This window comes from Pontiella desulfatans, assembly GCF_900890425.1.
Taxonomy (GTDB): domain Bacteria; phylum Verrucomicrobiota; class Kiritimatiellia; order Kiritimatiellales; family Pontiellaceae; genus Pontiella; species Pontiella desulfatans.
The window spans coordinates 307,549-329,088 of sequence record NZ_CAAHFG010000004.1 but is presented as its reverse complement, the minus strand read 5'-3'; the positions used below and the strand labels follow the sequence as shown (position 1 = coordinate 329,088).

At 54.3% G+C, this 21,540-nt stretch carries 13 protein-coding genes; 10 read left to right on the top strand and 3 right to left on the bottom strand.

Going from position 1 to position 21,540, the window contains the following annotated elements; translation table 11 throughout:
- Positions 1–8: 8 nt before the first annotated feature.
- The 3 genes from E9954_RS26990 to E9954_RS26980 all read right to left on the bottom strand — a co-directional run bounded on the left by E9954_RS26990 (position 9) and on the right by E9954_RS26980 (position 6,141).
- The gene (locus E9954_RS26990; RefSeq protein ID WP_136082412.1) at positions 9–1,091 is read right to left on the bottom strand and encodes a PEP-CTERM sorting domain-containing protein; all 1,083 of its coding nucleotides are present in this window, start codon (positions 1,089–1,091) and stop codon (positions 9–11) included.
- A 3-nt stretch (positions 1,092–1,094) separates the two neighbouring features.
- The gene (locus E9954_RS26985) at positions 1,095–3,191 is read right to left on the bottom strand and encodes an autotransporter outer membrane beta-barrel domain-containing protein (RefSeq protein WP_136082411.1); all 2,097 of its coding nucleotides are present in this window, start codon (positions 3,189–3,191) and stop codon (positions 1,095–1,097) included.
- A 145-nt stretch (positions 3,192–3,336) separates the two neighbouring features.
- On the bottom strand, positions 3,337–6,141 hold the full coding sequence (locus E9954_RS26980; RefSeq protein ID WP_136082410.1) for a DNRLRE domain-containing protein: 2,805 nt from the start codon (positions 6,139–6,141) through the stop codon (positions 3,337–3,339).
- A gap of 94 nt (positions 6,142–6,235) precedes the next feature.
- Here E9954_RS26980 and E9954_RS26975 point away from each other — a divergent pair, with 94 nt between their 5' ends.
- The 10 genes from E9954_RS26975 to E9954_RS26930 all read left to right on the top strand — a co-directional run bounded on the left by E9954_RS26975 (position 6,236) and on the right by E9954_RS26930 (position 21,534).
- The gene (locus E9954_RS26975) at positions 6,236–7,369 is read left to right on the top strand and encodes a glycoside hydrolase family protein (protein WP_136082409.1); all 1,134 of its coding nucleotides are present in this window, start codon (positions 6,236–6,238) and stop codon (positions 7,367–7,369) included.
- Between the two features lie 3 nt (positions 7,370–7,372).
- Entirely contained in the window at positions 7,373–8,770 is a 1,398-nt protein-coding gene (locus E9954_RS26970) for an SGNH/GDSL hydrolase family protein (RefSeq protein ID WP_136082408.1), read from the top strand.
- Between the two features lie 12 nt (positions 8,771–8,782).
- The gene (locus tag E9954_RS26965) at positions 8,783–10,228 is read left to right on the top strand and encodes an alpha-L-fucosidase (protein ID WP_136082407.1); all 1,446 of its coding nucleotides are present in this window, start codon (positions 8,783–8,785) and stop codon (positions 10,226–10,228) included.
- A 6-nt stretch (positions 10,229–10,234) separates the two neighbouring features.
- Positions 10,235–11,350: an alpha-L-fucosidase gene (locus tag E9954_RS26960; RefSeq protein ID WP_136082406.1), complete on the top strand. Its 1,116-nt coding sequence runs from the start codon at positions 10,235–10,237 to the stop codon at positions 11,348–11,350.
- Entirely contained in the window at positions 11,347–12,516 is a 1,170-nt protein-coding gene (locus tag E9954_RS26955) for an alpha-L-fucosidase (RefSeq protein ID WP_136082405.1), read from the top strand. The genes E9954_RS26960 and E9954_RS26955 overlap by 4 nt, the downstream gene beginning before the upstream one ends.
- A 76-nt stretch (positions 12,517–12,592) precedes the next feature.
- The gene (locus E9954_RS26950; RefSeq protein WP_136082404.1) at positions 12,593–13,489 is read left to right on the top strand and encodes a carbohydrate kinase family protein; all 897 of its coding nucleotides are present in this window, start codon (positions 12,593–12,595) and stop codon (positions 13,487–13,489) included.
- Positions 13,482–14,807: a sugar porter family MFS transporter gene (locus E9954_RS26945; RefSeq protein WP_136082403.1), complete on the top strand. Its 1,326-nt coding sequence runs from the start codon at positions 13,482–13,484 to the stop codon at positions 14,805–14,807. The genes E9954_RS26950 and E9954_RS26945 overlap by 8 nt, the downstream gene beginning before the upstream one ends.
- Positions 14,808–14,821: 14 nt before the next feature.
- Positions 14,822–16,939, top strand: a complete 2,118-nt coding sequence (locus E9954_RS26940) for a glycoside hydrolase family 32 protein (RefSeq protein ID WP_136082402.1) — start codon at positions 14,822–14,824, stop codon at positions 16,937–16,939.
- A 24-nt stretch (positions 16,940–16,963) separates the two neighbouring features.
- On the top strand, positions 16,964–19,153 hold the full coding sequence (locus E9954_RS26935) for a glycoside hydrolase family 32 protein (RefSeq protein ID WP_136082401.1): 2,190 nt from the start codon (positions 16,964–16,966) through the stop codon (positions 19,151–19,153).
- Positions 19,154–19,239: 86 nt separating this feature from the next.
- Complete coding sequence (locus E9954_RS26930) at positions 19,240–21,534, top strand: hypothetical protein (RefSeq protein WP_136082400.1); 2,295 nt, start codon at positions 19,240–19,242, stop codon at positions 21,532–21,534.
- Positions 21,535–21,540: the final 6 nt, after the last annotated feature.

Sequence of the window (21,540 nt, the reverse complement as noted above, 5' to 3'; positions counted from 1 at the left end):
TGATAACGTTAGATCATCAGACGACGAACAAACAGTATCCCTCCGCCGAAAAGACTTAAGAGTCCGAGTGTGGCCGGTTCAGGAATGGCTTCAGACCACATGCCCAGTTCATAATTTCCTGCAGATCCTGTTGTACCCCATTTCAGAACAAAGAGACCATTGGTTTTTGAACCGGTGGCCTGCGTATAAAGGTTTGCATAGGCCGAGTCGTCAACGAGGCCGCCGGTGGCAACAATATTTCCGTTGTTTACCAACGTTTCATAGGCGCCGCTTCTCCAGATGCCATCCGTATTTTTCAGCAGCCCTTCTCCGATCTCTATCACTCCCGTTCCTGTGCCGATCTGGGGCTGATTTCCTAGGTCGAGTATTCCGGATCGGAGTTCAACGACACCATTGCCCCCGGCATGGCCCAGCCGCATAACCGTGCCGTCTTCCATCGAAAGCAGTCCGCCGTCAATGATCAACCGGCCTTCACCGGTGTCGCCCACATAAAAACTGTGCGACCCCGGCGCTTCCATGGTCAGGGTACCTCCAGAGGAGATCGTCAAGGTTCCGTGCGATGTGGCTGCCCCTCCGCTGGTTGCAAGCCTGGCAACATCCGTCAGGTGGAGGCTGGCATTCGCAATCGTCACGGATCCGGTCGTTGCATACGTGCTGTCGCCGCCGGCATTACCTACATTGAGGAATGTCCCGTCATGCGATCCGCTGGTGATGTTTAAGATGCCGTTGGCCGCGCTGGAATCACTCGACAACGAATAACCGACCTGGTTATAGCCTGACCAGGTTAAATCGGAGCCCGAGGACAGCGTTAAGGACGGGGTTCCCTGTGTGCTTGCAGCCCCATTGCCGCCGATGCGAATGTGCCGCAAGGACCAGGTGTCGGTCATAATGGCGCCGGCATTCGCTGCCGCTCCGGTTTGTCCCCGCAAGGCTATATCATCGCCGGTGACCGGTAAGGCATTCCAGTTTCCGGCAGTGGAAAAGTCATTGTCTGCACTGTCGGTTCCATTCCAGTAGCGCTGAACCTGGGCTGTGGACGATCCGATAATAAACAGTGTGGCGAGCATGGCGGTTGTTTTTGTCACCCTCATTTTTTACTCTTCAACCGTCAGGGTCACGAACTTAGCATCAGTGACTGTGTTGATGCTGTTGGTCACCATCTCAAAACCGCCCACTGCTGCGGAAACACCATCCACCGTGTAGGCGGCAGTGTCATTGGTGAAGGCCGTGTTCACCAGATCGGGGGTCAACTCCAGATAGTAGGAGAGGCCGATTTCCACATGATTGGTGCGACGGTTATACAGGTACTGCAGAGAAGAACCTTCCACGGAGCTTGTCGGCAGAATGGCCGCCGCATCGTTGGTGGTCGGGTTTCCGCCGAGTGCAAATTCCATCAGGTTATCCAGATCGTCTTCATCCGGGTCGGCATCCTTGGCCTGCAGGGCGGAATTGGTCAGTACGCCGGTATACGGTTCCATCCAGAATTCGTAGGTTCCTTCGGCCGCCGGCTCATCTCCTTGCTCAACGAGATTAAGGGTGAGGGTCTGCAGGCGGTAGCTGGTGGCCGCATCGTTGGTGAGGGCGCACATGCTGACGAACGCCGTTTCCGAACTGGAAGAATCGATCGCGATATCCAGTCCGGTTACATCATTGGGTTGGAGTGTGTTACCGTCGCCCGCAACGCTGAGTCGGTTGGTGGGATTGACGAGATCGATGAATGTGGCCACCTCCGAGGCACCCAGAATGCGGGTTTCAATTTCCCACAACTCGATGTCGAAGCCTGATGGCAAGCCGCCGGGATCAAGCTCATGGGTTATAAGGGCGGTGTCCCCGGCAGCGTTGCGGATGCCTGAACCGGTAACAATCGAGTCGTTGGCTGTAGTGATGGACAGACCTGCGGCGGAGGCGCCCAAACCTGTGACCTCATTGAGATCGCTTTGTCCGTTCACGTCGTAGATGAAGGATGTGTTGTAGAGGTTTGTGGGCAGGGGATTGCCGCTAAGTGTAACGGTTATGTTGCTGTTTGCAGAACTTACGGTGCCGGCACCGTCAATGCTGATTTCGGTGGTGAGGGTCGGGATGTATCCACCGGGCCAGCCGTCGCCTTCAAACCCAATGGTCAGTCGGGTGCCGGGCGGCGGTGTGGTGTCGACCGCCCACATGGCATTGGTGCGTGGGTCCGAACCTGTAATGCCCCATTTGAGGGTGATGTATGTCGAAATGTTTGTGGAGCCTGTTCCTGCGGTGTATAGAGCTGAGTATATCGCATCCTGGGCAAGAGAACCACCGCCGCTTGCCGTGATGGTGCCATCGTTGACCAATGCTTCCATCTGGGCTTTTCGCCAGGCTCCGTCTGAAATCATAAAGAGTCCTTCTTTGATATCAATTAGGCCTGTACCGCTGCCAACCCCCGGATGCACGCCTAAATTCAGCAGTCCGGAGTTTAACTCAACGGTGCCGTCGCCTCCGTTCTCGCCAAGTCTCAGGGCTTTTCCGGCGGCAAAGTTAAGGGTGCCTCCATTGATGATAAGCTTTCCGCTACCGAAGTCGCCGACTGTAACGGTGTAAGATCCGGCGCTATTCGAAGCATTCACAACAGCTCCGGTATTGAGCGTCAGGGTGCCGACGGTCGCTCCGGTGGCACTGCCATCCCGAGTTGCAATTTTTGTGGCGCCGGTCAAATTCAAGGTGGCGTTTGCGATGGTCACCTCGCCTGTCGTCGCCCAGGGGCTGGTGCCGGCCGCTTTGCCGATGTTCATCGTTACACCGTCATGATCGCCGGCGTTGATTTCGAGAATGCCATAGGCCGCCGGGGCGTTGGTGTCGTTGACGAGCGAATATCCAATATCAAGAGCATTGGACCAGGTTAAATCGGCCCCGGCGTTCAGGGTCAGGGTAGGAACGCCCTCTGTGCTTCCGCTTCCTTCGCCTCCAATGCGGATATTAGTCAGGTTCCAGCTGTTGGTCATGATAGCATGGGAAGCGTATGCGGGGGTCGAATGTCCCCGAATGACAGCATCCTCTCCGGCTATGGGTACGAGTCCGTTAAACCAGTTTGTGGCTGCGGAAAAATCATAATTGGGCGGGACTTCTTCGCTTCCAGCGCCGTTCCAGAACCGTTGTGCGGCCTGGCTTGTACCTGCCAGAAGCAAGGTCGTGAGTAGGATTGTTGTGGTTTGTCGTGTTTTCATCTCGGTCCTCCAGTTTCAGTTAGATGTGAAAAAACTCTCTTCAGGGTGAATATAATAGAGCTGTTTCTGCAGAATGCAAGCGTTTGTATTTAGAAAATAATTTAAGTGCGGTTTATTGCCTTTAATAAAGGGGAAAACGGGTGTTTCAGGGGCGTACAATGCGATAAAAGCGGGCGGGCGGCAGGTTGGAGACCGGAGCATCCGTAAAATTATTGGCAGGCGGTGTGCCGGAAATACCGGTCTGAACGGGCAGCCAGGAACCTTCAATCAGGTTGGTGCTGCTTTCGACGGTGTAGGTGGCGCCAGCCGTGGAATTCCAGGTGAGCGAGGGTTGTAATTCGGTGTTAATTTCGGCGGCCGCTATCGGGATGTCGGCTGTAGTGGTGCTGTAGTTCACAACGAGTTGTGGAGCATTCGCGCCTTCCAATGATTGGAAATATTTTGCGTTGATGCTGTGGGCTTCGTCGCCTCGAATGCGAATGCCGTGGTTGGATGAGGGGTCGGCCTGCCAGTTTTGCACGTGGGCGGTGATGTCTTTTTCATGGTATTGGTTAAACGGGCCGTCTTTACCGACGAGTACGCCGAGCGATGTGCCGATGGGATGGTCCCATGTGACGGTTCCGAAGTTCCAGTTGGAGGAGATCAGATTGAGGTAGGCATTGCCCCACGTGTCATTCAGGCCTTCGATGTTGTAGAGGCGCAGAACCGCGCTGGAGATGGGGGCATTAAGCAGGGCGGAAAGGTCGAACTTAATGAAGACGCGGCGGGCATCGAGCACATTGGTTCCGCTTACCGGTTTTCCGGCCAGCAGCGTATCGGTGTCGTGCTTGGTGCCGTCGGATTCAATAAACAGGTCGGTGCCGGATTCGAAGATATCGACCAGGGGGGTCGGTGGAGGAATGTTGGTTGCGGCGGTTATCCAGTTGGTGGTCTGGGCGGTTCCGCTTAACTCATCGAGGACGGTCAGTACGACCGCATAGCTTCCGGTTGCGGTGTAGGTGTGGGAGACGGTTTTCCCATAGCCGGTGTTTCCGTCGCCGAAATCCCAGTCGTAACGTATAATGAAACCGTCCGCATCGGTGGAGGCGGAGGCATCGAACGCATTTCCAATGTTTGTAAAGGCGGGGACAGGCAGGCTGTTCCAGTCCGGCGTCCATTCAATTCCGGCGATCCAGTCAGTGCCGCCGAATTCATAGGCACCGGCATCGGGGGCCGCGCCCGCGTGCCCATCCGTATAGCCCGCAATAACGCGCCCGTAATCAATGGCGGTCGAGTTTTCCAATATTCGGAAATCGCCGTGGGTGGTTCCGGCAAAGGCCATGTTGGCTTCGGAATCGAGCAGGTTGTTCTGCAGGTCGGTTCCGCGGAACGGCGCGTCGGTGGCCAGGTTGTTGTAGGTTTTGATGTTGGTATAGGTCTCGCCATCGGGGGCGTAGTGCCCCATGGCTTCGTGGGAGGCGTTGAAAAAGGTGTTGTTGTAAACCTGATTATCAATGCCGGTTTTATTCATCCGCATGCCGTTGTTGTAGTTCCAGACGACATTGTGGTGCACGATATAATTGCGGCTGTCGTTATCGAGATAGATCCCGGTGCACCAGGCCGAAGAGTTATGGTCGCGCACCCAGTTCCGGGCGATCACGGTGCCGCCGCCGTCGATTCCGCCGGTCATCATGCCGCCCTGGTCCTTGGTGATCCAGCCGACATGGGAAATATGGTTGTGTTCAATCCGGGTCTGTTCGCAGCCGCGGAAAACGATACCGGTTCGGCCGGTGTTGTAAACCGTATTCCGGCGGATCAAATGCCCGATGCCCGCCGCGCGGATGCCGCCGGAAAGGCCGCCGATCCAGTTGCAGTCGTGGACGAGGCAGTTTTCAACGGTGTTGCTGGCCGAGCCATAGTGGAAGGTGATGCCGTCGCCCCAGGAATAGGCCACTTCACAGTTGCGGACGGTGGCGTGGGAGCCCCGGATATAGATACCGCCGCTCCAGCCCCAGATTTTGGTGTCCCAGAGCGGGGTGGGATACATGAAGGTGGAGTTTTCGATGAGGGTGTCGTTGCAGGTGCCCTGGTCGGTTAAGGATGAAGCATGGAAATTCAGGCCGCTGATCTGAATATGATCGCGCTCCCACAGGAGGTCGAAGGCATAGCGGCGCGTGCGCGCCTCTACGGTTAAGGTATTCGGGTCAATGCCGCCGGGTGCCCAGAGGTAGAGGATGCCCGATGCGGCGTCGTGGAACCATTCCGTTGCGGAATCCAGTGCGTTGAGGGTTCCGTAGAGAAAGTAGGAATCCCCCGCTTCAAGCTGGAGCGCGGATGAGGTGCTGGTGTTGGTGAAGGTGAGCTGGTTTCCGGTGTGGTCGGTAATGAGGGTGGAGGTGGACGTCCATTCCGAGCCGGGCATATACCACATTTTTGCGCCGTTCCAGTGGCCGTTAGTAAATGCGCCGATCGCGCTATCGGAAAAGGTGGAGATTCCGCCCGGCACCATGCTGGTGGCGGTTTCAACGGCGGCGTTCGTGGGGGTAAGGTGGTTTATTCCGCTGTTCGGCCAGCGGGCTTCCATCATCAGTTGGCCGTCGATAAACAGCTGGCTGACTTCCGCCGGAACGGAGCAGGTGTAGACCGAGCCGCTCTGCAGTGCCCAGCCGGAAACCACATCCAGCCCGGTAACCGTGACCGATTCATTGGAATAGGCCTGATAGCGGATCGGAAGGGCCGCGGTGGTGGATCGTAAAGGCGGCGTGACGGTTTCGCGGTAAGTGCCGGCGCGGATATGGCAGGTGTCGCCCGGATCCATCGTATCGGCCGCGGCCTGGATGGTTTGAAAGGGCAGGGCAAAACTTCCATCGCCGCCGGGCGATACGGAAGCATCAACGTAGAAATCGGCCGCCTGAGCGGAGGAAAGCAGCAGTACGGAGAGAATACAGGTGGTGTAGGGGTGATTTTTCATAGTGCTACAGAGTAGCACGAATAAATTAAAATGCAAACGCTTGTATGAATTATTTTTCTGAGATATATTCCGAAAACATTACAGAAGAGACACTATGAAAAGTATGCAGAACTATCTAATGGCAGCCCTTATCCTCTCGGGTCTGGGGGCATATGGGGTGGATGAGGACGTAGGTGGGGGCGATAATGACGGGCTGAATTCGAAGAACAAAGTGGCCCCCTTGCTTTCCAAGGCGGATCCGGAGGTTGCTGAGCGAATGCCGCCGGAACTCAAGAACATCAGGTTGGAGCATGATTATATCGAGGTCATGAGCGATGATTATGAGATGGGGGACTGGCAGGAGAGTCCTTCAAAAATTATCTTTCATAACGGCATGTACCACATGTGGATCATCGATATTCCGCAAGGATCTGTTCCGACGGCCGGAACCGGAAAAACCAAAAAGGTAGAGAGTGTTACCACCTATATGAACTCGAAGAACGGCAAACTGTGGTTTGATCGAGGTAAGCTTCCATTGGGTAAGGCGGGAACGATCGACGACGCGGAACGGCTCGCCCCGGATGTCATTAAACATGACGGCAGGTTTTATCTCTTCTATGAACCCATGACTTCGAACGCAAAAGATTATCGCCAGCGGCGTTGCGGGATTGCTGCGCTGGTTGCAGAGCAACCGGAAGGTCCGTGGACGTATGCCCACGAAGGGCTGCTGCTGGTTCCGGAGATAGACGATCCCGAGGCCTGGGATCATCTGTTTGTTGCCAATCCCCGCATCGAGTATTTCAATGGAAAATGGTTCATGTACTACAAGGGCAAAGGGCTCGCCAGCACCAAGACCCTGAACGGGGTGGCCACTTCGGACAACCTGCTTGGGCCCTATACCAAATATAAGGGCAATCCCCTGATGGGTGGCCATTCCGCCAATCTGGTGAAATACAAGAACGGCTTGATCTACATGAATTACCACAAGCATGCGTTCTATTGGACCGAAGACGGATTCACGTTCACGCTCATCAAGAAGTTTGGGAGAGGATCCGGAATGGCCGAAGACATGAACTGGTCGAGTTTCTGGCTGCCCAACAATCCCCTTTATGGCGGAGATCCGTCCAGACCCGATGCAACAGAGCTGTGGGGTGTGAGTTCCCGGTGGGCGTACCAGTCAGAGGGCTACCGCAAGGACGTGAATAACAATGACATTATCGGCGCAAAGCTGGTAATTGGAGCAGAGTAGATTATGAAAAAATGGATTTTAGGGTTTATCGCCCTGTGGCTGCTGCAAGGGGTGGCCTGTGCGGAAGCATTCAGGCCGAACGAGCGCGTGGCGTTTATCGGCGACAGCATTACGCATGAGGGGAGTTATCACACTCTGATTCAGGCGTTTTATGCCACCCGCTTCCCGGACCGAAATGTGCAGTGCTTTAATCTCGGCATCAGCGGGGATATCGCAAAGGGCGGCGCCGAGCGCTCCGACCCAAGTGGGTCTGCGATATGGGCACGTGATGTGCGGAGCGTCCGCCCGACGGCGGCAACCATCATGCTGGGGATGAACGATGCCGGCACCGGGCACTTCCTTTCGGCAAAAACGAAGGACGAGCTGGAGGCGGAAAATGCCAAACGCTTCGGGTACTATAAAAACAGTTACGGACAGATGCTCGACAATCTGGAAGCTCTGGGAGTTGACCGGATTACGCCGATCAAATCTTCACCCTACGACCAGACGCAGGTGAACCCGAAGAAGCCGGCATTGCTGCAGTTCGGCATTGGAAAGAACGATGCGATTGTTGCGATGGGGCGCGGTGTCGTGGATGTCGAAGCCGCCGTGCGCGGTTTTTCCGTTTGCGACTTTAACACGCCGATGCTGGAGCTTAATGCCCGACAGCAAAAGGATGATCCCGCGTTTTCCATCTGCGGAAAAGATCGGGTCCACCCGCAGGAGGAGGGGCACATGGTGATGGCCTGGCTCTTTCTAAAGTTCCAGGGTTTGGAAAGCTCGGTTGCGGAGCTGACGGTTGATGCCCGGTCGCCTCAGGTTGTTGATGCGAATAACTGCACGGCTTCGAACCTGAAAACATCAGGCGATCAGATTTCGTTCGATTACAAAGCGAATGCACTTCCGTTTCCGCGTTCGGCCTATCAGGCGGCGGCGCACCTGATTGAGTTTGAGTCGGAATTTAACCGGGAACGGCTGGCTGTGCGCGGCCTGAAAACAGGAGCCTACGTTTTAAACATGGACGGGGTTTCCGTCGGTGAATATTCGGCGGCTGAACTGGAGGCCGGAATTAACATGGCTCTGCTGGAACAGGCTCCGCAGATGCTGCAGGCTCATGAGGTGCTGCGGCTTTGCGAAGAGCGCGCCGAGCTGGCGAACACATTGCGGGGGGTCATGTTCAGTTGCAAATACCTCAAGCGAAAAGGATATGACTCCGATGATATTGTGGCCTGCAAGGCGGTGATTGATGACGTGATTGCGGGGGAAAAGGCGATCTATCAGCAGCGCGCACTACAGGAATATGCCGACTGGATTGAGGGATATGACGAGCAGCTTGAAAAGGTGGAATCCATGGTGGAAAAAATCTATGCCGCCGCCCGGCCCGGGACGCACCGGATTGAACTGAGCTTGAGGGAAAGGTAGAAAGCTGTGAGCATGAAGCCTAATCTCGGATCTGTTTTGTTGGCCTGCGGCCTATGTGCATTAAGCCCGCTGGCCAGGACGAATGATCTGCGCCCGGATTTCCAACCCTTGGAAACCGACCGGGGCGCCTGGCTCGATGAGGCCAAATTTGCCATGTTCATTCATTGGGGCATCAGCTCGCAGCTGGAACGCGGCGAGTGGGTTTTGTTCCGGGATAAAATGCCGGTCGCGGAATACAAAAAGCTGGTGGATACCTTCAATCCCGTTGGTTTTAACGCCGATGAATGGATGGGACTGGCGAAAGCGGCGGGCATGAAATATGTCGTTTTCACCGGCAAACACCATGACGGCTTTGCTCTGTTCAGGACGGAGGCCAGCGATTTTAATGTGGTGGACTCCACACCGTTCGGGCGGGATGTGCTGGCCGAACTCAAAGCCGCCTGCAACAAGCACGGCCTCAAGCTGGGCATCTATTATTCCCACGTGCAGGATTGGACACATCCCGGCGGAGCAATCCACAAAGGGGAAAGCTGGGATGCCGCGCAGGCGGGCGATTTCCGCACCTATCTCGACACCGTTGCGTTACCGCAGATCGGGAAATTGCTGGAGCGGTATGAGCCGGCGATTTTATGGTTCGATACCCCGTGGCAGATGGATGCGCCGTTGGGCCATGAAATTGTTCGCTTCGTGCGGGTGCGCAAACCGGAAACCCTCATCAACAGCCGCCTGATGTATCATGGCATGGAGATTGAAGGGCTCTCCCGCGAACAGCGCGATGAGCTGCGGGAAATGGGGGTCGACTATCTTTCCTATCGGGACCGGACGATTCCTGCCGCCAGCCCGTGGCCGTATTGGGAAACCGCGATGACCCTGAATCAATCCTGGGGCTATAACAGTAAGGATACGGCCTGGAAGACGCCGGAAAAAGTGGTTCAGCAACTGGTGGATATTGTCGGCAAGGGCGGCACCTATCTGCTCAATGTCGGCCCGCGGCCCGATGGCACTATTCCGGAAGAGACGGTGGATATTCTGACCCGTGTGGGTGAATGGCTGGGCATCAACGGTGAAGCGATTTACGGCGCGGAACCAAGCGCGCTGAGTGGCTATGGCGAAGTGGATCCTGCTTCCCTTGCTCGCCAGCGCGCACAGGAGGAAAAAGCCCGGAAGACCGGCGCCCGGGCCAGAAAGGTTGAGCTGGAAATGGACTACCATTGGCTGGCGACGCAAAAGGCCGGAACAATGTATATCCACCTGTTCAACTGGCCGGAAGGCGATTTCAAAATAGACGGGTTCGAGGGCGGCATCGGGAAGGCCTATCTGCTGGCCGACCGCGAGACCGAAATTTCCTTCGATCTAAAAAACGGAACGCTCGTCGTCGATCTTCCGCCGGAGCCGCTGGATGATCTCGCCACGGTACTCTGTCTGGAGATGAAATTGGACATAGATAACAAAAGGTAAAATGAAATGAAAACATACCATCACATACTGACTCTCTCCCTTGTTGCCTGTCTGCTTTCAGCCTGCGTTCATATGGAGCCCTCCCCGAAAACTCCGCTTGAAGCGTATAACGCCCGCATGGAGTGGTTTGCGCAGTCGCAGTACGGCATGTTTATCCACTTCGGTCTCTATTCCCATTTGGGCGGCGAATGGAAGGGCGAACAGGTGGACTGGTATGCCGAATGGATCCAGGCGAGTGCCGACATCCCGCGCGACGAGTACGCTAAAATCATCGACGCCTTCAACCCGGCCGGATTCAACGCTGATTTCATCGCCCGCACGGCAAAGGATGCGGGCATGACCTATCTGGTCATCACCTCCAAGCACCATGAAGGCTTTTGCCTGTGGGACAGTGCCTACACCGAATTCGATGTTGCAGGCAGCGCCTTGAAGGGGCGGGACCTGCTCGCCGAATTGAGCAAGGCGTGCAAAAAGCACGGCATCCGCTTTGGCCTCTACTACAGCATCATCGACTGGAACCATCCGGCGCAACAACCATCGATGAACGGGAAGCATCCATTTAAACGCTGGGGGCAGACGGTGATGCACGACGGTCGGAAACAGGAATATATCGACTATCAGACCAGCCAGATCATGGAACTGATCAGCAAGTATGAACCGGCCATGTTGTGGTTTGATGGTGACTGGGTTGACTGGTGGACGATGGAAGACGGCCTCCAGCTTTATGATGCCATACGCGAGGCCGCCCCCGACATCATCGTCAATAACCGCGTGGCCAAGCGCGACCAGTTCGAACTCGATTTTGTGACCCAGGAGCAGAAGCACTTTGAAGCGGCATTTCCGAAGCATTGGGAAGGGTGCTACACCATGAACAAATCGTGGGGCTACAAAAAACATGATCACGAATGGAAGGATGCTCCGACGGTTTACAACAAGCTGAAGGATATCAATGAGAAGGGCGGCAACCTGCTGCTGAATGTCGGACCCGATGGAAACGGCGAGATTCAGCCCGAAGCCATCGCCATTCTAAGGGAAACAGCTACGCTGATTCAGGAAAATCCCATTGCAAAGAAAGTTCCGCAGATTACCGCAGTACCCGGGGTGAAGGAGACCCGTTTATGAAATCAAGTTGTCCTTCTGTGGTACTGATTTTTACAGCGCTGTTTCTCAGCTGTTTTGCTAAAGCTGGCGAAGCGCCTTACTGGTTGAAGGAGTACAGCGAGGTTTACAGGGAGAGCCCCATTGAAGCATCCCGCCTGTGGTTCAAAGATGCGAAGATGGGGATGTTTGTGCATTATAATGCGGTCAGTGTTCTGGAGCACGGCTCGCGGGATTACAAACTATGGCGACACGGTAACGCCGATGATCGCATTCTGGCTTATGCCGGTATTTCGCGGGAAGCATACGAAGCGGCTGAAGATAAAGAGGCCTTGTTGTTCACCAAGTTTGAAGCCGGTAATTTTGATGCCGATAAAATCTGCCAACTGGCTGTGCAGTCAAAAATGAAATATGTGACGTTTACTGCGCATCATTTCAACTGCCTGTTTGATTCCAAGGTATTCACGGTCAACAGCGTCCGTTCCCCGTGCGGACGGGATTTAGTGGCTGAGATGGTGGCGGCTTGCAGAAAGTACAACCTGGCACCTTTTCTGTACCTCAATCCGAATTATGCTGACCCCGCATCGGAGGGCAGGGAACAATATCTGGCGGCAATCAAAGAGGTGCTGACCAATTATGGCGATATCGCGGGAATCTGGTTTGATGGCGACCGGGGGAAAGAGGAGACCAACCGCTTTATAAAAGAGTTGCAGCCGCATTGTCTGGTTTCCTTTAAGTTGGGGAAGCATGGATGTTCTGAAGATTACCTTTCGCCGGAGTTTTTCTTTTTTCCCTTCGATTACAAAATGCAGACGGAAGGGCAGGAGGTTCGTTTTAAGGCAAGGCGCAAGCGCTGGGAAACCCAGGAACAACATGTGTGGGAGGAGTGCAATCAGTTCAAGCTGCGTGAAGTCTGCAACACAATGCAGAACGCAAAATGGCGCGACTGGGATACGGAGTGCCTGGGCTGGATTACGGATACGGAAGCAAAATATATCTCAGGAGAGGATGCCTACTTCTGGCTGACCTACTCACGTTATTGCGGGGCTAATCTGCTGATGAGTATTGCTCCGCGACCCGACGGTTCTATCCACCCTGAGGAAGAACAGGGATTGGTTGAATTAACGCAGCTCATCGACTCAAAAGGGTGGCCTCCTGTCGTGCATCCTGTTCCGGAAAAAGTAAAATGAACGGATTAAAACAAGCGGTTTTATGGGTGTGCATGTCAGCGTGCGAAGGTGCGTTTTAATAGTGTATGAGTAATGTATGAGTAAAGAAATAAAACGCGTAGTGGGGATTGGTGAGCTGCTGTGGGATATTTTCCCTTCAGGGTTACGGCTCGGCGGTGCTCCTTTAAATTTTTGTTATCACTGCCGTCAGCTGGGAGCGGAGGCCTATCCGGTCAGTGCCGTTGGTGGGGATGAATTCGGTGTAGAAATCCGCGAGGTGATAGGTTCCAGGCAGTTGACTGATCGGTTTGTGGCAGAAGATGCAACCCGTCCAACCGGAGCTGTACAGGTGGAACTGGATGATTGCGGGAAACCAAAATATAAAATCAAAGAACAAGTGGCATGGGACTATATTCCAATGTCTGGAAATCTTAAAACACTGGCGCAGACAACCGATGCCTTATGTTTTGGTTCTCTGGCACAGCGCAACGGTGTGTCGCGCAAAACCATTTTAACTTTTGTGCGGGCAACGCCGACGGATGCCCTGAAGATATTTGATGTAAATCTGCGGCAAACCTTCTTCTCAAAAGAAATCATCGAGGAATCGCTGAGGCTGAGCAATGTCCTTAAATTAAGCGATGAGGAACTACCGTTGGTTGCCGGAATGTTCGGGATCTCCGGTCCGGTTCAGGCTCAGCTCCATGGGTTGCTTGAGCGTTTTGATCTGCAATTGATTGCCTACACTCGCGGCGCTGATGGGAGTCTGTTGGTGACGCCGGATGAAAGCGATGATCATCCCGGATGTCCGGGCGAGGCGATTAATAGTGTGGGCGCGGGGGATGCCTTTACTGCAACGCTCTGCATGGGGTTGCTGTCTTGCAGGCCGCTTAATGAAATTAATGAGTATGCCAACCGGGTTGCTTCATTCGTCTGTCGACAGGACAGTGCTACACCTGAATTAACTGATAATCTGAACGAAGCTCACTATGCATAATAAAAAACTGTTTTTCTGGGCGTTGACCTCCGCCTTGGCCGGTTTTCTTTTCGGTTTCGATACGGTGGTGATTTCCGGTGCGGAACAGACCATTCAAACCTTGTGGGAATTGAACGTCACACTGCACGGGCTGGCGATCAGTATGGCGCTGTGGGGTACGGTGATCGGTTCGCTGGCCGGAGGATGGCCGACGGAAAAGCTGGGCCGCCGAAAAACGCTGCTCTCGATCGGAGTCCTCTATTTTGTTTCGGCGGTCGGCTCAGCCTATGCGCCGGAAGTCTATTCCTTCATGATTGCGCGGTTTATCGGAGGACTTGGCGTCGGTATTTCCACCGTGGCGGCACCTCTCTATATTTCGGAGATTGCTCCGGCGAAGGATCGCGGCAAGCTGGCGGGCATGTTCCAGTTTAATATCGTCTTCGGTATCCTGGTCGCCTTTCTTTCCAATGCGCTGCTCAGCGGAGTCGGCGAGAATGCGTGGCGCTGGATGCTCGGCGTGGAGGCTTTCCCGGCGTTGGTCTATTCCGTGCTCTGCTTCGGTCTGCCCGAAAGTCCGCGCTGGCTGATTACACACGGAAAAGATCGTGAAGGAGGCATCGAGGTATTCCGGCGCATCAACCCGGATGCATCCGAAAGCGACCTGAATGATTTGGCGGACGAGGTGGAGGCGTCGGTGACGGATGTTGAACATGCCTCAACATTTTTCACCCGGCGGCTGGCGAAGCCGATCACGCTGGCCTTCCTGATTGCCTTTTTCAATCAACTGTCCGGCATCAATGCGATTCTCTACTTTGCCCCGCGTATCTTTAAAATGACCGGGCTCGAAGAATCCGCCGCGTTACTGCAGTCGGTCGGTATCGGGGTCACCAACCTGATCTTTACCTTTGTGGGGCTCTGGCTGATCGACCGGTTGGGTCGGCGGACGCTGCTTTATATCGGTTCGTTCGGATACATCGCTTCGCTCGGTCTTTGCGCCTGGGCGTTCCACACGGAAACCTATGCGATTGTGCCCGCTTGCATCTTTGCTTTTATCGCTGCGCATGCGGTGGGGCAGGGCGCGGTGATCTGGGTGTTTATTTCTGAAATATTTCCCAACCGTAACCGCGCGTCCGGCCAGGCGCTCGGTAGTTTTACGCATTGGATTTTCGCCGCGCTGCTGACGCTCTTCTTCCCGAAGATGGTCGAAGCTTTTGCGCCCGTAACCGTGTTTGGGTTTTTCTGCTTTATGATGGTGCTGCAGCTGGTATGGGTCAAAGTCATGGTGCCGGAGACGATGGGGGTTTCACTCGAAGAGATGCAGGGAAAACTCGAAGGTTGAAATGGAGAAGCAGCATGGATGGAAAATGGATTGCAGCGGGATTACTGGTGGCCTGTGCCGCGCATGCGGACGATATTTCGATTGCGGATTTCGAGGGCGACTCCTATGGCGCCTGGAGGGTGGAGGGCAAGGCGTTCGGGGCCGCTCCGGCGAAGGCGAATGTTTCGCCCCCCAACAAGGTGACGGGGCATCTGGGCGACGGGTTGGTGAATACCTTTCTCAAAGGAGATACGTCCTCCGGTTCGCTGACCTCGCCGGAATTCACCATCGAGCGCAGGTATATCAATTTCCTGATCGGTGGCGGCAATCACAAAGGCCAAACCTGCATAAACTTGCTGGTGGATGGGAAACCCGTCCGCACGGCGGTCGGTTCGGCCCGGAAGGATGCCGGACGGGAAGTTATGGAATGGGCATTTTGGGATGTTGAAGAATATGCTGGAGGGAAAGCCGTACTGCAGATTGTCGATAACCATACCGGTGGATGGGGGCATATCAATGTGGATCAGATTGTGCAGTCGGACCATCCCGTGGAAGGCGCGGTTGGGCAGAACGCTCCCCCGCCGAGCCTGGTGGCGTTGGAGGCCTCCATTGCGGTTACCGATTCCCACCTGCTGGTGCCGGTGGTGAATGCCGGAAACGATGCCATCCCCCTGGGGATTTACGACGGCAATACGCTGATTCAGACGTTTAAGATCACATTGCCCCGCAAAGACGATGCATACTGGGAGGCAGCGTACCCGTTGGACCATTTTGGACTGCTGGGTCGGCAGATCACCGTCAAGCCGATTGAGGGTGGGCTGGTGAACGAGGCATACCGGGATGCCTTTGCGCGCATTCGCTGCCATGACGGTTTGCCTGCCGGAAAGGCGGCTGATTATGCCAAACCCTACCGCAACCAGTTCCACCCATCCACGCGGCGCGGTTGGAACAACGATCCCAACGGCATGGTTTATCATGATGGCAAGTATCACCTCTACTATCAGCACAATCCATTCGGCATCGGCTGGGGCAACATGCACTGGGGCCATTTTGAAAGCACTGACCTGATCCATTGGGAGGAAAAGCCGATCGCGCTGTTCCAGAAGACCGTGAAGGATATGATGTTTTCCGGTGGCGGCTTCGTTGATTTCAACAACTCGGCCGGACTGGGCGAAAACATGCAGTTTGCCGCGTTCACCAGCACAGGGCGTGGCGAGTGCCTTGCCTACAGTACGGACGGGGGAATCTCTTTTGCCGAGCTGCCGGAAAACCCGGTGGTTGTGCACAAGGGGCGCGATCCGAAAATCATCTGGTACGAGCCGGAGCAGAAATGGGTGATGGCGGTATACAATACGGAAGAGTGTGACGAAACAAAGGCGGTTCCACTGGGTGGAAAGCAGAAGCATGTTTTTGCCAACTGCGCGTTTTATGAATCCAGGAACTTGCGTGAATGGAAGCGTACGGGCGCATTCACCGATACGGACCGCGCTTCCATTCATGAATGCCCGGAGCTCTTTCCATTGTCGTGCGGGAATGAAGCAAAGTGGATTTTCTATGGTGCGCAGAATCGCTATTTTATTGGGCAGTTTAATGGCCGCACCTTTGTGAAGGAATCCGGGCCGCATGGTTCACGCCATGGGGCGTTTTATGCCGCGCAAACTTTCAGCGATGTGCCCGATGGACGCCGCATCCAGATCGGCTGGGTGCGCACCGACGCCTATCCGAAACAGTTCCCCGCCCAGATCGTTAACCAGTCTTTCACGCTGCCGCATGAGCTGACGTTGGTCAAGGCAGCCGACGGTTTGCGTATGGCGTTCAACCCGGTCAAGGAGGTTGAAAAGCTGCGCGGGGAAATGCTCCAGACGTTGGAGGCGTGCGAAGGTGAATTGACGGAAGTCCTGATCGAATTTGAAGAGGATGGATTTCATGAAATCATGATCAACGGCATTGAGGCTTCCTTTGAAGGGCGCAGCGCACGCATTTTTACCGACCGGACGTTTAATGAGGTCTATGCTGATGGCGGGCTTTACTATGAAGTCCGTCGCCGCGACCCGATAAACTTCGAGTCCACCGAAACGGCGGTGAAAACAGGAAAGATAAAGTCGTTCAAGGCCTACCGCCTTCAGTCGATCTGGAAGTCTTCGAAGCCGTAGACACAATTGGGAAGGAGTCGTATTATGAAAACAGCTATACCATTGAGCATCCTGGGCTTTATTTTGGGCTTGGCTCCATGCAACGCGGCACAGCGTCCGGATATTGTCATTGAAGATTTTGAAGGCGATATGGCCGGTTGGAAAGCCGAGGGTGAAGCTTTTGCGGACCTGAATAAAGCAAAGGATCGAATCAAGGGGTTCATGGGCGGTGGGCTGGCCAACAGCGACGGTGGTGTCCGTGATCTATATTCAGGATCTTTGAGTTCAGAAGAGTTTATTATTGAGCGGCCGTATATCCATTTTCTCATGGGTGGACGGAGCGTAGGGAAGCATTCGGGGTTGGAACTGCTGGTGGACGGGAAAGCCGAATACCTGGCGCAGGTGGAGTCCAGGAATACGCTTTCATTAATGACGTTCGATGTTTCCAGTTTTCAGGGTAAGCGGGCCCAGTTGATTATACGCGATTCCGGGGGGTGGCAGTTTGTGCTCGTGGACCATATTGTCGCCAGCGATTCGCTTCGTGAAAATGTATATCCTCTCTATCCGGTCTCCCAGACCGTGCCGCTTGATAAGCGCATGGAGATGGCGGAAAATAACTTCCTGGAACTCCCTATCAATTTCGATGCCCCCCGGATTCGGTATGTTTTGGAAGTGGATGGCGCAGCCAAGCTGGACATTGAACTCCGGTTGGCGGCAAACCGCCCCGTGGATTTCTGCGCTATGTATCCGTTGAAACATCTCAAGCCGGGAGTTGAACTGCGTATGTACAGTGAAGGGGCCGCCATATACAAAGATCATCTGGAAGCGATGGAAGACGAAATCAAACTGGTTCCCGCTGTCACAGGCAGGGATAGGGTCTATTCCGAACCGGCCCGGCCGCAGTTACGCTTCACACCGGATCAGGGCAGGAGCTGGGATCCCAACGGGTTATACTATTACAACGGTCTCTGGCATCTCTTTTTCCAGTATAATCCGGTGGGTGTCGATGGCGGCAATCAGCACTGGGGCCATGCAACGAGCACGAATCTCTTTGATTGGGTCCAGCAGGATTTCGGCATTCCGAAAGGATTGCGTTGGGATGCCTTTTCTGGAAGCGGCGTGGTGGATCGGAATAACGATAGCGGGTTGCAGGAGGGGGATGTGCCTCCCATATTGCTCTTTTATTCCCAGAACAGGCGGTCGGCTACCGCATTGGCTTACAGCACGGATGGTGGTAAAACCTATCTACAATATAAAAATAATCCTCTGTTTTTGACCAATGACCCTGCTGGGCATGACCCGAAGGTGGTCTGGTATCCCCCCCAAAAGAAATGGGTCATGATTATCCATGACCGCCGCAATAAAGGACCATGGACGTTTGATTTCTACGATTCAAAAAACCTGGTTGACTGGAATTGGTTGAGCTCATCGCCCGACTGGTTTGAAACCCCCGATTTGTTCTGCCTGCCGCTCGACGGGAACCCGGAAAATATGAAATGGATCGTTCAGGATGTATCCCGCAGCTACCGCATCGGAAAATTTGACGGCCGTGAGTTTGTTCCCGAAACCAAGCAGAAAATCCAGACCTTCAAAGGTATGTATCTGGCGCCGCAAACCTTCAATAATGCGCCCGGTGGCCGGTGCATCATGATGGGGGCAACGCCAACGTGCGATTATTTTGAGCACGATCCCTCCATGCCCGTCAGCGGCGGTTTGAACATACCCATAGAAGCGACTTTGCGCTCGTTCCGCGGGGCACCCAGATTATACCTGAATCCAGTCAGGGAGATCGATGGGCTGGTAACGGCGCAGCACAGTTTCAGGAATATTCAATCGGACAGCCTGAATGCCGGACTGTCAGAAATCAAACCGGGCCTCTACGATATCGAGTTTGAATGGGATGCTAAAAGCAGTCGCGATTTCAACTTGGCAGTCTGGGGGCAAGACATATTTTCATTCCGTGCAAAAAACAGCACATACGAGATTGCCGACCTAGGCTATAAAGCGATCGAGCCTGTTAATGGAATGAACCGGGTGCGCCTTATCTGTGATCGCGGGATGGTCAGTTATTACACCAATGACGGCTATGAAGGTGGAAACGCCCTTTTTCCTCACCCCCGGTTCCATCCGGATTTCATTCCGCCTGAAAAACCAAATATGGAAATAACTGCGGGGTCTCCCTTGGAATTCGCTCACTTTAGATTGCGGGAGTTGCGTTCCGCTTCTCGGCGATGATTCACATCCTTGTCATGATTAACGTTTGTTCAAGTGCATCAGCGGTTCCATTTCCGGGTGCAGGATTATAGTTAAATGAGAACTTTATGTTTAAAACCCTAAACAAGCGCTTGCAAACGGTCGGCAGGCCAATCTACTTTATGTCTCTCATGTATAAAAAAACAGCCATATTGGTCGGGCTTTCCGTGGGGATAAACTGCTTTGCGGGGGAGGTGGTTGTTGAGCCTGGAGAGGATCTGGGGACCATTATTCAACAGGCGTCGCCGGGCGATGTGGTAACTCTGAAAGACGGTGTTTACTCCGGTTCGATAAAACTGGAGGGTATCAAGGGGCCACTGACCATCCGCGCGGCTGAGGGCGAACAGCCGATTTTGGATGGAACGGTTCCGTTGCCCGTGGAAGGTGGCTGGAAAAAAGGAGAAAACGGAATATGGACAGTGAAGCTTTCGCAGGATATCTGGCAGTTGTTCGATGGCCGCGAAATGCTGCAGACCGCGCGATGGCCGGACCGGTTTATCGGGGATGAACACTTCTGGAACCAGAAGGCGAGTTACCGCAAAATGGCGGACGGTTCTTCATTCGGAGTCGTCGTCGATGAACGTCCGCTTTCCGGGGTGAATGAGCAGGGTAAGCTGGTGCAGGATGAAGGCGCACTTTCTCAGGGCCGAATCATTCCTGACGATGTGAATACGCAGACGCTGGCGGAAACCGGTATCAGTATGAACGGGGCCATCGCCATCCTCAATATCGGTTCCTGGATGACCTGGGCGCAGACAGTAGAATCCCACGAAGCCGGTTCAAACCGCTTTACCTATTCCACCGACTTTTCAAACCAGGGTGAGCCCGCGCACTGGAATAAAGGCATTCAGCGTACAGCGCAGGATCCGGCCATGATCAAAAAGAATTATGCACTGGGACAGGCGCACTACATGCTGGAAGGCCTGCCCTGTCTCAACCGTCCCGGCGAATACTGGTATGAAAAGGCAACGAAGACGCTATACCTGATTCCACCCCAAGGGAGCACTCCCGGCGAAATGAACCTGCGGGGCAAGGTGCTGACCTATGTACTCGAACTGGAGAACTGTTCGAGGCTGACCTTTGATGGAATCGGGTTTTTCGGCGGCACCTTTAAAGGGCAGGAGTGCAGTGAAATTACTATAAAGAACGCGCGGTTCGATTATCCGACCTGGTCGCGCCGTATGCTCGGTGAACTGGGGCGCGTTTCCCCGACGCTTTTTACACGCCGCGCCAAAAACGAAGCCGCAAGTAATAACCGGCTCATCAACTGCATGTTTCACACGCTGGATGGGCCTGCATTGCGGCTTGAACATGAAAAGGGCGATGTGCTGGATAACGTGTTGATTCATGATGCAGATTACAGCTGCATGGGTCGCGGCCTCACGGTTGACCTTGAACGCTCCAGCGAAATTCTGCTGAAACGCGCCACCATTTTCAACACCGGCTCCGGCCAGTGCGTAAAGGTGGGGACGCACACACGAATTACGCAGGGGCACTTTTTCGATATCTGCGCATTCCAGTCCGACGGCACGGCCATTCAGGTCGGTGAATTTGATCAGGTGGAGTTTGATCACAATTGGTCACACGATCACGGCAAACTTTCCTATCGCTTTGATGGCGGGGGCGGCCCGCCCGCCAAACCCAGCCAGAATGGCACCATGCATCATAATGTGGGATGGAAGTGCGGACAGATGCAGATCAAGGGCGATAAACAACTCATTCACAACAACACGCTCTGGGAAACGCCGGGCATGTGCACGCTGCTGTGGGAAAAAATGAATGGATTTCATTTGGAAACCATCGTCGTCAATAATCTGTCCCCGCGGTATATGACCCGCTGGTGGGGGAAGGAACCTCCATTTCCAGGCATTAAACACCATAACTTTTTTGAACCGGATGCCGGGCAGCATTTGCGCGATCCGGAAAACCGGGACTTCCGCCCGAAACAGGGTTCACCGCTCGTGGATGCGGGCACGCTCGCCGATATGAACCGGTTTACCTATTACAGGAAGCCGCACTATGTTGGACGTGCACCTGATATCGGGGCGTATGAGTTTGGCGACAGCAGCTATTGGATCCCGGGCTTCCAGCACCCGCACGCCTCAACGCCGGTTCCTCCTGACGGGGCCATGACGGTGAAACCTGATGCGGACCTGATGTTTCTCGGTGGGTATACGGCAACAGCTCATCGGATCTGGGTTGGCCGGTCACCGCATGATCTGAAACCAATGGCCGAACTCTCCAGGAATATTTTTTCACCGCCCCGCCTGCTTGAAGGGAAAACCTATTATTGGCGGGTGGATGCATTGAGTGAAGACGGTTCTGTTGAACCGGGAGCAGTTTGGAAATTTACGGTGGAATGAATGTAA